Raw genomic sequence first — 12,195 nt, forward strand, 5'->3', positions numbered from 1 at the left:
TTTGGTTTGAAAGCGCCGATAAGTTCTCATCGTTTCAAACCTGAATCCAGTACACCTGGAGGTTATATGAACCTTTTCCCATCAAATTTTCTTCCGCTGGCCTGCTCACCGATGGCGGAATTGACCCAGATTCTAGGCGGTCCCCTCTGGTTCTATCAATCCGCAGGGTTAATCTTGAGTGCCATCCTCTTGAAATCACTCACCTTTGCCTGGCTTGAGAAATCTCATCAGGCGTTTTGGCTTATGCTGGCGGGGAATGTCGCCAGTTCAATGGTGATTGGGCTGTCGTTTCCGTTTACTGCTACCCCTGATCTTGGCTTTATCTTCCTGCTTCTTATTATTTTTGGTATTACCTCTGTGCCGGCCCAAAGGCTTCTGGAAATAAATGGCTATCAGGAACGCTGGTGGTTCAATCGGGCCACTGTCGCCTTGTTTGTGGTTGGATTGTACATTCTTTCAGTTATTACTTTTGCTGCTGCTTATGGAAACCTGGAGCGAGGAGCTATTGGCTGGTATTGGGGGTTCAAAGTTGTGGCCATGATTGGGTCACTCACAATAAGTCTATTTATATCAATTTTTTATGAAGAATGGGTTATTTCTTCATGTTCAGACCCACCAACCGTAAACCCAATCCGGCTGGATCGGGTCGTGAAGGCCAATTTGATAACCATGGGATTGATCTTGACCGTGCTGGCGGTCAATATCCTGCCGCAACGGTTTGGTTATTCATTTGTACTGGTCAAGCTGATGCAATATCCCCAAAGTAATGTCTCTGAATCAGCTCAAGATTTATACAAACGATAGAATTTGAATGGTTTGGGCCATTCAGCCCGAGGTTTGAAGGCAATGGCCACTTCGGCGCCGTCAAGCTTTGATTCGGTGATGATGACGTGATCGGGGACGGCTTTGGCCTGTTCAAATTCAGTATCAGTGACCTTGCAGATGGTTTTGTAAAATGGACCAGCGAGCCATTCGGAAACTTCAAGCGAATCCTGAAATTTCAAATACGCTGCCAGCGAGGCATGGGCTACGGCCACGAGTGCATAACCAACCGGAATTGATTCCTTGACCAAAATGTACATTTTCATGATGTCTCAATCCTCGGGACGGGTTCAATACCCTGAGCCCGACTTCTTCAGCCCGATGTCTTCAGTCCCAAGCCCTGGTTTTTTTCAGTCCTCAAACTCCGTTGCGGAAAGGTCGGTTTTCGCCCGAATGGGCGGTGGAAAGTAGCCGGTGGGCAGCCTGCTTTGAGGCGCACCCACCGGAATGCGGATCGGAATGGTTCGCGCCCGGCTGGGCGCTGGATCAAAATCCGAAGGGCCCCGAAACTTTCGCCGAAACCTGACTGACGAACGCTTCCAGCGCCCAGCCGGGCGCGAGCGGAATGGGCCATGATCCGGTGGTATGCCCAAAGCGGCAAACCACCGGCTACTTTCCACCGCCCATCCGGGCGGGAGCTATCAAGCCCAAGCGACCTTTCCGCAACGGAGGTCCTCAAAATAGTGGCTTGGCGAAAACACAAAAGTTGAGTATAGTGGGTTTATCCAACAACTTGGAAGAACTTTGCAGGTTACAGCCACCTAACCTCTCTCAGGGAGACGATTCAACTGGTTTTTGTGGGAAACGTGTCAGTGTTTGAAATGAAGGATTCGTGTCCAGCGATCCTGAAGAACAACTGAACGCCCACGTTACACAGAAAGTGGAGTTTATGGCTCAAGTATCTCCGAAACATTTTTACAAGGTGGACATGCGGACGTTTTCGCTGTCTGAAATTCTCTATTACCTGCCAGGAATCAATGGTTTTCTCACCTGGTTATTGAATGTGCTGGGTATTAAACCTTTACCTGTCTATGAATCATTGGTGCCATTTCCAGTTCGGGCAGATAGTTTTTTTTGTGACCACACCGAGGTTTCTCTGACTGGTCGAGAAATGATTGCTCCGTTTGTTGAGAGTTTTGAAAGACTAGGGTTTTCAGTCCTGGGGTATGAACAAAATCCTTCGATTGATCCGAATGTTCTGGATTGTGCCGCATGTCATTTGCTCCATCAAAACGGGAATTTTTTTAGCAATGTCATCTTCCTCAATTCAGTTGAAGCCTCTGAACCCCATCGGGTTTCTCTTACCATATGGTGCCTGGATTCAGAGAACCGGGCCTTTGGGTTACATAATAAAGCCCGGTCCTATGATATTTTTGCCGCCAACCTCTTAAAAACTACCAGTATACTGATCCACACGGATTCTCCTTTTGAACTCTTTCGGGAATTTGAATTACGGGTCAATGCTCAATTAGACTTTTCATCGCTTAAACCACTTTACAACCGACACCAGTATGCTCAGTTGATTGAAACGAGAAGCGTTGCTGTTTTAGAAGAAGGTCTTCGGCGTGGACGGTATATTCCAATGACCGAAATCGAGGTCCAGGAACTGAAGCGGAAACATAGCTGGCGGTATGCTCAGACCTAATCGAAGGACCGGGGAAGTGTTACACACTCAAAAATTGTAATAGGGCTCAAAATTCTGCATTCAGCCTTTTGAAAGACTTACAACTCACAGAGATAAGTTACAGCCACTCGCATACAGCGCATAAACAAAATGGTAGAGAGGAACAGATATGTCACCACTTCGAATAAGCATCGGGGTAATGATTTGCCTTGTGGTTCTTTTCCTGGGAACTCCAATCGTCAACGCTGAGGATTGGAAGCCGATTGAATCATCTCACCTGGCCCTCAAAGCTCCCATCGTTGATCCCAATGCGGATGCCGAAGCGATCTTTTGGGAAGTTCGCATCAACGACTCCGAAGCGGAACCAGCCTTTGATCACTACATTCGGATTAAAGTCTTTACCGAACGCGGCGTCGAAAAAAAATCCAGGATTGATATCACCTATCCCGATAAAGTCAGAATCCACAGCATTTCGGGGCGGACGATCCAGCCTGACGGCTCAATTCAGGAGCTGAAAAAGGATGGGATTTTTGAGCGGACCATTGTCAAACTCAACAAACTCCGGCTGAAGGCCAAATCGTTTACCCTTCCTGGTGTCAAAGTTGGCTCCATCATCGAGTACAAATGGAGTGAAAGTCGGCCCAGTGGATTTGCCGACAACGTTCCGTTGCGCTTTCAACTCGATATTCCGATTCAAAATGTCAGCTACCTGGTCAAACCCTGGAGCGACCGCAATTCAAACTACAAGATGCGGTCCATCGTGTTTAATGGCCCCGAAGCCACCTTTGATAAAGGGAATTTTGGGTTTACGCGGATTTCAATGAAAAACCGCCCGGCAGTGGTCGAAGAACCGATGATGCCGCCAGATGATGAAGTTGAAAACTGGATGTTGCTCTACTACACGGAGTTAGGTGATTACACTCCAGAAAAATACTGGAAAGACATCAGCCGCCGAATCTATGACTCAACCCGTGGGTATATCAAGCCCAACGACGAAGTCAAACAGCTCGCCAGCTCACTGGTGGCTGGCATAACGACACCGGAACAAAAAATTGAGAAGTTATTCTGGTACTGCCGGACCAAAATCAAAAATACAACCTTTGAAGACCTGCCCAATGAGGACAAGCTCAAGGAAAACAAATCGCCGGGCAATACATTGAAAAATGGATATGGCGATGCGGTGGACATCAATTATCTCTTTGGTGCGATGTGTGTGGCAGCGGGACTCGACCCCCGAGTAGCGCTGGTGCCAGATCGAGGCCAGAAGTTTTTTGACATCAGTCATACCATTTTCTTTATGAAACAAATCGTGATTGCTGTCCGGGTGGGTGCGAACTGGCAGTTTTTTGATCCTGGCACCAGCTATGTTCCAGTGGGAATGCGAAGGTGGCAAGGGGAAGGCACCCAGGCCCTGGTTCTGGACGAAAAAGATTCAAGGTTTGTCACGACCAACCCGTCACCGACCACCAGCTCCAGTTACATCAGAAACGCCAAACTCGAACTGGCCGAAGACGGCACGCTAGAAGGGGATATTCGGATTGTTCTGACCGGGCATGTGGCTTCGGGAGAAAAGCTGTCGCTGGCCAAAGAATCACCTGCCGATCAAGAGAAAGAAGTTTTGAGCGATATTAAAAAGCGGATGCAAACCGCGGAATGCACCAATTTGAAAATCGAGCACCTGGATATGACCGATCAGCCGGTGGTGTATAGCTTTCACGTAAAAATCCCCGGATATGCCCAACGGACTGGAAAACGACTGTTCATCAAACCAATGTTTTTCCAAAATGGCGAACCGGTTTTGTTTACCAATACCACTCGAACCCATTCAATTTACTTCCCTTATGGCTGGCATGAAGATGACACCATCGAACTCAAACTCCCCGCTGGATTTGAACTCGAAAGCGCTCAGTCGCCGGGTGGCATTAGCTTTGGTCAGGTCGGCGGATACGAAGCCAAGTTGTCGAGAACACAAGACGGCTCAAAAATCTTTCTGAGACGAAAACTCACGTTTGGAAATGATGGCATGATCCTGTTTCCCAAGGATTCCTACCCGCAGTTGAAGGTGATTTTTGAAAAAATCCATCAGTTTGACGACTACTCGTTGACGCTCAAACAAGCCCAGGCCGCTTCAGCTCAATAGGTTGCGGCAATTGAGAAAAAAGGAGATATGCCGACATGATGATGCGTTTGCTGGCTTGCGTAGGTTTATTGCTTGCGGGGTCGCTTTCAGTTTTGGCCGGGGATGATGCGCCGGCGTGGCTTCGACAGGCCGCCGCGATTCCAACGCCACTTCTGATGAAAGGACCGCCGGCGGTGGTGTTGATTGATGAATCCCGGATCACGATTGATGACCAGGGAAAAGTGGTCGAGACCCACACCTGTGCCATCCGGCTCCTCACCCGTGATGGCCGAGACTATGCCCTGGCCCGTGAAGTGTTTAATGCGGACAGCGAAAAAGTACGCGAGCTTCGAGCCTGGCTGATCAAACCGGGCGGCGAAGTGGTCAAGTATGACAAAAAGGAAATTGTCGAGCTGGCCGTGGTGGACAACGACATTTACAACGAAGCCCGAATGAAAATGATATCACCCGGCACCGATGCCGATGCCGGGTGTGTGTTCGGTTTTGAATCAGTTACCGAACAAAACTCGGTGTTTTCACAATTCATCTGGGATTTTCAGGAGCGCTTACCGGTTCTGGTTTCACGGTGTTCGCTCACCACACCCACCGGGTGGAAAACTGAAAGCGTGACCTTTAACCATTCAAAGGTGGAACCGCGCATCTCGGGCAATACTTCGACCTGGGAATTGACGGGATTGCCGGGGATTCCGTCAGAACCAGCCAGCCCCGAAGTCACCAATATGGCGCCGCGGGTTGCAATCAGCGTGTTTCCACCTGCGGGGAGTAGTTCCGGCTCCCTACGGACGTTTGCAAGCTGGTCAGACGTGTCACGCTACCTTTCAGAACTGTGCGACCCGCAGGCCGCCGTCACCGATGCCATCACCAGCAAGGCCAAAGAAGTCACCGCCAGTGCCAAAACCGAGCAGGAACGCATTGCTGCCATTGCCCGCTTTGCTCAGAAAATCCGCTACATTTCAATTCAAATCGGGGTTGGTCGCGGCGGCGGATACCGTCCCCATGCCGCCCAGGAAGTCCTCACCAAAGCCTATGGCGACTGTAAAGACAAAGCCAATCTCATGCGCGCCATGCTCAAAGCCGTCAACATCCCGGCGTACCCGGTGGTGATTTATGCCGGCGACCCGACCTATGTCCGTGAAGAATGGCCGTCTCCGCACCAGTTCAACCACTGCATTGTCGGGGTCAAAGTTTCGGACGAAACCAAACTGGAAACGGTCATCCAGCACCCGAGCCTGGGCCGAATTCTGATTTTCGACCCAACTGACGAATTCACCCCGATAGGTGACTTGCCGCATCACGAACAGGGAAGCCTGGCCCTGGTGGTGGCTGGTGAAGCCGGGGCGTTGCTTCGCATGCCGCAAACCTCCCCCGAAGCCAATAGCACTGACCGGACGACCCAGGTCAAAATGTCAAACACCGGAGGCGCCCAGGCCAGTTTGATTGAACTCGCCAGCGGTCAGGCGGCGGTTGAGTATCGCGGAGAATTTCGCAGCCAGCCTCCAGCCGAATATTCCAAATTGATTGAATCGTGGATTAGCGGCACCTTTTCAGGCGCCAGTGTGGCCAGCGTGAAACCAAATGACGATCCGGCTGCCGGGAAATTTCAGTTGAATGTGGAATTTACAGCACCCAACTTTGGCCAACTGATTCAGGGAAAGTTGTTGATGTTCAAACCGGCCATGCTTACCTTGACCAAGAAATACCGGTTGACCAATCAGCACCGATTGCACCCGGTGGTCATTGAACCGGAAAGCTTTCGTGAAATCGCGACGTTTCAGGTCCCAGAGGGGTTTGCCGTGGATGAAATCCCTGACCCAATTCAACTTGAAGCACCATTTGGCAGCTATTCCGCTACCTGTGAAGTCAAAGGGTCAGAAATTCGATATTCCCGGTCATTACTGCTCAAATCCAGTACCGTTCCGGCCTCTGACTATGAGGCAGTGAAAGGGTTTTTCACCAAAGTCAAAACGGCTGAACAATCCGCTGTCGTGCTGATTGCGAAGTAAAATCAGTTTGTAGTCAGTAGTCAGTAGTCAGTAGTCAGTAGATAAAATCTGGATAGTTGGATCCATGGATTTCTTGAACAGAATTGTTCCTAAATGACTCAAATAGAACCAGATCAACTTAACTGGCAATGCAAGATCCCAACACTCGACGACTGAAGACAAACTGGCTTCACAAAAATAAAAAAGGGCACAATTGTTTGTGCCCTTTACCTTTTGGATCAATTTTTTCCCATCGGGTCAAACTCACCGCCGCAAAATCACCACCACTTCCCTGCCGCCAAAGGCTGTGTTTCCAACGGTAATTCCAACAAAGGTGTATCCGTTTTTCCCAGCTTCTTCCAATTCTTTCTGCATGGTCGAAGTCTTTTTAGTGGCCAGGAGTTTGTATTCAAAGGGTCTGGTTTTGGCTTCTTTGTCGCGTTCCAGGATGACGACCACTTCTTCTCCGCCAAACGTGGTGTTGAACACCGTCTGGCCGCGATATTCATAGCCTTCATCTGCCGCCGCTTGAAGCTCTTTTTGCATCGTCGAGGTTTTATTGGTGGCCAGCAACCGGTATTCAAACTGGCCGCCCGTATTTTCTTTGGGATTGCGCGACATAATCACCACGGTTTCAGAGCCGCCAAACGAGGTTTCCCCACCCATCACTCCATCATACCGAAACCCGCTGCCAGCCGCCTGATTGAGTTCTTTTTGCATAGTTGAGGTTTTGTTGGTGGCAAGTAATTTGTATTCCATGCCAGGCGTTACCGCTGGAAGAACCTGAGGTGATTGAACAGGTTCACCGCCGAGAAATCCGAAAACAGTCAGGACTGTGGCTGAAAGAAAGGCAAACATAAGTATTCTCCGAGGATGTTGATTGAATGAATTGAGACAGGCTGAACAAGGCGTTGACTCAGTTTTGGCTGGTCACGTTGCCACAACGGGTTCAAGAGAATGACTGTTCCAAGAAAATAGGACCCGTCGGTCGTCAGTCGTCAGTCGTTAATAGTTTGTTAACTCCAGTTGATTGAATTATTTGACCGCTTTCTCATCCACGGACTTCATTGCAAAACTGGTATCACCTGAAAATGTTTGAGATTCTTCACGCAACCACCTCCTAAAAAATTAGGTTGACAAAAAAAGACTGGCGGGCTAATCTCCTAAAAAATTAGGAGACCTTATCAATGGCCCGCAAAAAAGAAAGTTCACACCTCACTCCGCTTGAGCTGGAGATTATGCAAATTCTCTGGGATCGCGGCCCGTCAACAGTCCAGGAAATCCGCGAACGACTCGGGAAAGACCTGGCTTACAACACGGTTCAAACCATGCTCAACCTGCTGGTGAAAAAAGGGAAAGCGGATCGGTCACTGAAGGAAAAAGCCTACCAGTATCATTCAACGGTCAATCAACAAAGTGCCCTCCGGCAATTGATGGATGATCTGGTCAACCGTGTTTTCGGAGGCTCCGCCGAAAATCTGGTGATGAGCCTGGTGGAAACTGATCATCTGTCTCCCGAAAAACTGGCCCACCTCAACGAACTGGTGAATCGAAAGAGGAACTCCGATGATCAGTCAAATTAGCCTTACGATTGTATCCTACCTTGTTCATTGTGGCTGGATCATGCCCATTCTGGCCCTGATTGGATGGTCATTTGAACGAATCCTCATCACCAGTCGTCCCAAAAGCCGATTTCAGATCTGGGCAGGGATTGTTGTCCTTTCTGTGCTTGTCCCACTGGCCGTTGTCCAGGTTCCAGTGTCGCAAACCACTCTTGTTCCACTCATAAAACCAGCCGCGGGTGTGGTGAAGGAACGAATGTTAGCTGTGCCCCCAGCATTGGTGGCTGGTGATTTAAAGGTCAACGCCACTCAACAAACCCGAATTTTTGAACTCCCGAAACCGATCATTTTCGCACTGGCAGGCGGTTACGCGGCCTTGTTTCTGTGGTGGGTGAGTCGGATTCTGGTGGGGGTATATCAGGTTCAGCGATTTCGGAAAACATTGAAACCAGTTGAACTGACTGAGCCGCTCCGCCTCAGGTTGAGCCATTGTTCTGAAAAGATGAACGTCCCGCTTCCCCTGGTGTTGTCAGATCCGGCAACGCTCCAACCATTTACCTTTGGCATCTTTCGCCCGGCAGTTGTGATTCCCCAAACGATCTTTGAATCAACCACTCCGGAACTTCTTGAATCAGTTTTCGCCCACGAACTGGCGCACATTCGACGGCACGACTTTGGGTTCAATCTGGTACTGGAACTTGGCACTGCTTTTTGTGTTTTCCATCCCGTCATTTGGCTTATTCGGAGACGGTTATTTTTGCACCGGGAAGCCGCGTGTGATGAGATGGTTACCGGGCAGCTCATTGATCCACTGACCTTTGCCCAATCGCTGCTTACGGTCGCCGACACCCTGTCGAACCGCCATGCACTTACCCCTGGCATGTTTCATGCAAATACTTTGGAGGAACGCATTATGTCGTTGACCAATTCGGTTGACCAACCCGCGAGACCAACCATCTCCTTGTTTCAACGTCTTTCATTTGGGCTGGTTTTAAGCTTTGGAATCGGTGCCTTTGGTCTCATTCCCGCTTTGATTCCAACACTGGCAGAAACCCAATCTCCCCAATCACCTCAAGGTGAATCGGTTATCCTCCGGCAACGATCTCCCGCCGGAGTGATGTATCGTGTAGATTCAGACGACTCGCATCAGTCCTATCTTTTTCGACTTGAGGCATTGGATCGGTTGGGAAAAAAGTATGAAGAAATAAAAGAAAAACCGACTCACCCACATCTTTATTTTTCTTATGAACTGCGTCGAATAGATGAGACCAAAGCTCAGGTGATTTGTCTCATGGCTGCTCAATTTGGCAGCAACTGGGTTGAGGTCAAAGTTGAACCTGGAAAAATGGAAATTGGGCCGGATGGAAAACCAGTTATTGGGGAAAACGGATTGGCTATGGTTAATCCAGATGGGTCGAATGGGATGATTCGTACAGGATCAGACCCAACCAACACGACGAGTATTCCGAGCCCCATCACTCCAACTATTATTTTTGCGGTTCAGCCAGACACTGATGCCGTAGTCATCAGCTTCAAGCTCAAAAAAGATGAAGAACCGATTAAACTGATTATGCGATTAGACAACCAAAAGCCAACCAGCGGGGCTATGGTTATTGATTGATCCATTTATGTTGGTAAGGACATTTTGTCCACGCGTGGACACACCACCTAAATGTTGAAATGATTTGAGATCATTCAACATTCATGGTGGTTTTTTGTATTTCAAAAATTCATTTCCCGTAGAATCTAATCGTGAATCATTTATTGATATTTGTTCAGAGTTCAAGTTTTCGCTTGCATTGCGGCTGACGATTAAGCCAAAACACTGATGACCTCCGTTGCGGAAAGATCGCCTGGATTTGACATTTCCCGCCCGAAGGGCGATGGAAAATAGCCGGTGGTTTGCCGCTTTGGGCACACCACCGGATCTTCGGTCCACAGTGGTCCGCGCCCGGATGGGCGCTGGAATATCTTGTCGGTCGGGAATCCTCAATTTTCCGAAACTTTTGAACCTTTGTTCCAGCGCCCTGCCGGGCGCGAACGCTTCCACAACTTGCGGTCCGGTGGGTGCGCCTCAAAGCCGGCTTCCACACCGGCTATTTTCCGGCGCCCATCCGGGCGAAACCCGACCTTTCCGCAACGGAGACTCATTAAGAACCTCAAAAAGATACAAACCCAAAATCTTTGTAAGAACGCTTGAACTCTGAACTTCTTTCTCAACGGATTGGTCTGCCCTCAGCAAATGGAGCTTGGGAAAATTTGAAATTTCAAGTAGGCTTTTTGCCTTCTGACTTTCAATTTCCTGGGTTTTCCGACCATGCACTACAGCCCGATCAATCTTGGTAAAACCTTAAAAAAAGCGGACTTACCCGGTTTTGTTGTGACTGAGGCGCTGCATAAACCGATGACGGTGCTGGAGTGCCACGCCCACGAACACGCCTGCATGGCGTTTCTCTACCGTGGTTTTTACACCGAGCGGGTCGGCTCCAAACTGCTCGAATGCCCCCAGCACAGTCTGCTGATTCGGCCTTCCGGGTTCGAACACAGCAACGATTACCAGCGGACCGGCGCCGCCTCAATCATCATCGAAGTCAAACAACCCTGGTTAGAACAGTTTGAGCAACGTTCAGCTTTGTTTCAGGATGCCTGCGTTGTCCAACACCCGGTTCTGGTGCCGACGTTTCAGCGGATTTATGACGAGTTTCATTCGCCACAACCGCTCTCGGATTTGTACCTCGAAGGGTTGATTTTGGAAGTACTGGTCCAATCCACCCGGCTCCAACCCAATCTACCTGAATCGGGCCAGCCTCTGTGGTTAAAGACGGTTGTCGAATTGATCGAAGACGAATTTTCCCGCGACCTGTCACTGGCTGAAATTGCCGCCGTTGCCGCCGTTCACCCCTCACATTTGACCCGAGTCTTTCGACAGCAGTTCCACTGTTCCATCGGCGAATATGTGCGCCGGGTCCGGGTGAACTTTGCCAAACGCCAGCTTGCCGAAACGGATTGTTCACTGGCTGATATCGCAATGGCCGCCGGTTTTTTTGATCAAAGCCATTTCTCAAATGTGTTTCGGACGGCGGTTGGCCAATCACCTTTGAAATACCGACAAGCCAACCGCAAACGCTCATCCTCTCCAAAAATGAGCTAAATTTCCAAGAATTTTTCATTGAATTTCCATATAAATCGCACATTCCCGGAAGGTTGATTCAATCATTGACCTTCTTCCCTGGAGATTTTTTTCATGACGACCGATTACATAAAACCCGTTATTGGCTCGCTGGCGAAGTTTCCCGAACACCTTCGCCAGTTTGTTTCTGATTTCCCCGCCGACAAGGAGAAGCTCAAACCTTCTGAACATGAATTTTCACTGCTCGAACACCTGTGCCATCTGCGCGACCTGGAAGAAGAAGCGTACGGCGTGCGAATTCAGCGAATTCTCTCTGAAGATGGTCCCTTTTTGCCCGATGTAGATGGTGGAAAGCTAGCACGGGAACGCGATTACCAGCGTCAGGAACTCCAACCGGCACTGGACCGCTTTTGCGCCCTCCGCGAAACGAATATTGCGTTGCTCAACTCTCTTTCGCCAGACCAGTTTGACCGGCATGGCGAATTTGAAGGCGTGGGTCACGTCACGATGGTGCAACTTTTGGGAAAAATCGTCGAGCACGACCAGGCCCACTGGGAGGAAATCCAAAGTCTGAGTCGATGACCGAATGACAAAGTGACAAGGTGACAAGATGACAAAGTGACAAGATGACAAGGGGACAAGGGGACAAGGGGATTTTTTTCATCCCTCATCCCTCATCCCTTGAAAGAACCCTGACCTCTGCCCCCATAAGCACCAGGATAAGGGTTTTAGGCCCGAAGGGTCGTCGTGTAATAGCCGTGGTGCGAAGCCCACGGACCTGGCCAGGACGGGATCCCATAAGCGCCAGGATAAGAATCCTTGTGTCCTTTCCGTTGGCATTGAACGATTCTTTTATCGGGATTGGGCCGCGTCCTGGCCGTGACCGTGGGCTTCGCACCACGGCTATTACACAACGACCCTGCGGGCCTAAAACC

General features: G+C 49.6%; 10 protein-coding genes. 8 read left to right on the forward strand and 2 right to left on the reverse strand.

What is annotated here, in order from left to right; translation table 11 throughout:
- Positions 1 to 66: 66 nt before the first annotated feature.
- On the forward strand, positions 67 to 804 hold the full coding sequence (locus tag HY774_24640) for a hypothetical protein (protein ID MBI4751683.1): 738 nt from the start codon (positions 67 to 69) through the stop codon (positions 802 to 804).
- On the opposite strand, the gene HY774_24645 is transcribed toward HY774_24640, so the two are convergent.
- A complete protein-coding gene (locus tag HY774_24645) occupies positions 783 to 1,088 on the reverse strand; it encodes a hypothetical protein (protein MBI4751684.1) in 306 nt (101 codons plus the stop codon). The two genes, HY774_24640 and HY774_24645, sit on opposite strands and share 22 nt — an antisense overlap.
- A gap of 566 nt (positions 1,089 to 1,654) precedes the next feature.
- Here HY774_24645 and HY774_24650 point away from each other — a divergent pair.
- From HY774_24650 to HY774_24660, 3 genes are all read left to right on the forward strand, one after another.
- Complete coding sequence (locus HY774_24650) at positions 1,655 to 2,467, forward strand: hypothetical protein (GenBank protein ID MBI4751685.1); 813 nt, start codon at positions 1,655 to 1,657, stop codon at positions 2,465 to 2,467.
- A 148-nt stretch (positions 2,468 to 2,615) separates the two neighbouring features.
- Positions 2,616 to 4,586, forward strand: a complete 1,971-nt coding sequence (locus HY774_24655) for a DUF3857 and transglutaminase domain-containing protein (GenBank protein ID MBI4751686.1) — start codon at positions 2,616 to 2,618, stop codon at positions 4,584 to 4,586.
- A gap of 35 nt (positions 4,587 to 4,621) precedes the next feature.
- Entirely contained in the window at positions 4,622 to 6,589 is a 1,968-nt protein-coding gene (locus HY774_24660; protein ID MBI4751687.1) for a DUF3857 and transglutaminase domain-containing protein, read from the forward strand.
- Positions 6,590 to 6,832: 243 nt separating this feature from the next.
- On the opposite strand, the gene HY774_24665 is transcribed toward HY774_24660, so the two are convergent.
- Positions 6,833 to 7,426 carry a hypothetical protein gene (locus tag HY774_24665; GenBank protein ID MBI4751688.1) on the reverse strand — a complete coding sequence of 198 codons (594 nt, stop codon included), beginning with the start codon at positions 7,424 to 7,426 and terminating at the stop codon, positions 6,833 to 6,835.
- A 329-nt stretch (positions 7,427 to 7,755) separates the two neighbouring features.
- Here HY774_24665 and HY774_24670 point away from each other — a divergent pair, with 329 nt between their 5' ends.
- The 4 genes from HY774_24670 (at position 7,756) to HY774_24685 (ending at position 11,842) form a co-directional block, all read left to right on the forward strand.
- Positions 7,756 to 8,151: a BlaI/MecI/CopY family transcriptional regulator gene (locus HY774_24670; protein MBI4751689.1), complete on the forward strand. Its 396-nt coding sequence runs from the start codon at positions 7,756 to 7,758 to the stop codon at positions 8,149 to 8,151.
- Positions 8,135 to 9,751 carry a M56 family metallopeptidase gene (locus tag HY774_24675; protein MBI4751690.1) on the forward strand — a complete coding sequence of 539 codons (1,617 nt, stop codon included), beginning with the start codon at positions 8,135 to 8,137 and terminating at the stop codon, positions 9,749 to 9,751. The genes HY774_24670 and HY774_24675 overlap by 17 nt, the downstream gene beginning before the upstream one ends.
- A gap of 696 nt (positions 9,752 to 10,447) precedes the next feature.
- Positions 10,448 to 11,281 (forward strand): helix-turn-helix transcriptional regulator, encoded by an 834-nt coding sequence (locus HY774_24680; protein ID MBI4751691.1) that lies wholly within the window; start codon positions 10,448 to 10,450, stop codon positions 11,279 to 11,281.
- Between the two features lie 93 nt (positions 11,282 to 11,374).
- A complete protein-coding gene (locus tag HY774_24685; protein MBI4751692.1) occupies positions 11,375 to 11,842 on the forward strand; it encodes a DinB family protein in 468 nt (155 codons plus the stop codon).
- Positions 11,843 to 12,195 lie beyond the last annotated feature (353 nt).

Source organism: Acidobacteriota bacterium, from assembly GCA_016208495.1.
Taxonomy (GTDB): domain Bacteria; phylum Acidobacteriota; class Blastocatellia; order Chloracidobacteriales; family Chloracidobacteriaceae; genus JACQXX01.

Excerpts from the sequence above, each read along its gene's own strand:
- HY774_24675 (MBI4751690.1), top strand. The coding sequence starts at position 8,135 with ATGATCAGTCAAATTAGCCTTACGATTGTATCCTACCTTGTTCATTGT.
- HY774_24660 (MBI4751687.1), top strand. The coding sequence starts at position 4,622 with ATGATGATGCGTTTGCTGGCTTGCGTAGGTTTATTGCTTGCGGGGTCG.
- HY774_24640 (MBI4751683.1), top strand. The coding sequence starts at position 67 with ATGAACCTTTTCCCATCAAATTTTCTTCCGCTGGCCTGCTCACCGATG.
- HY774_24645 (MBI4751684.1), bottom strand. The coding sequence starts at position 1,088 with ATGAAAATGTACATTTTGGTCAAGGAATCAATTCCGGTTGGTTATGCA.
- HY774_24685 (MBI4751692.1), top strand. The coding sequence starts at position 11,375 with ATGACGACCGATTACATAAAACCCGTTATTGGCTCGCTGGCGAAGTTT.
- HY774_24655 (MBI4751686.1), top strand. The coding sequence starts at position 2,616 with ATGTCACCACTTCGAATAAGCATCGGGGTAATGATTTGCCTTGTGGTT.
- HY774_24670 (MBI4751689.1), top strand. The coding sequence starts at position 7,756 with ATGGCCCGCAAAAAAGAAAGTTCACACCTCACTCCGCTTGAGCTGGAG.
- HY774_24680 (MBI4751691.1), top strand. The coding sequence starts at position 10,448 with ATGCACTACAGCCCGATCAATCTTGGTAAAACCTTAAAAAAAGCGGAC.
- HY774_24665 (MBI4751688.1), bottom strand. The coding sequence starts at position 7,426 with ATGTTTGCCTTTCTTTCAGCCACAGTCCTGACTGTTTTCGGATTTCTC.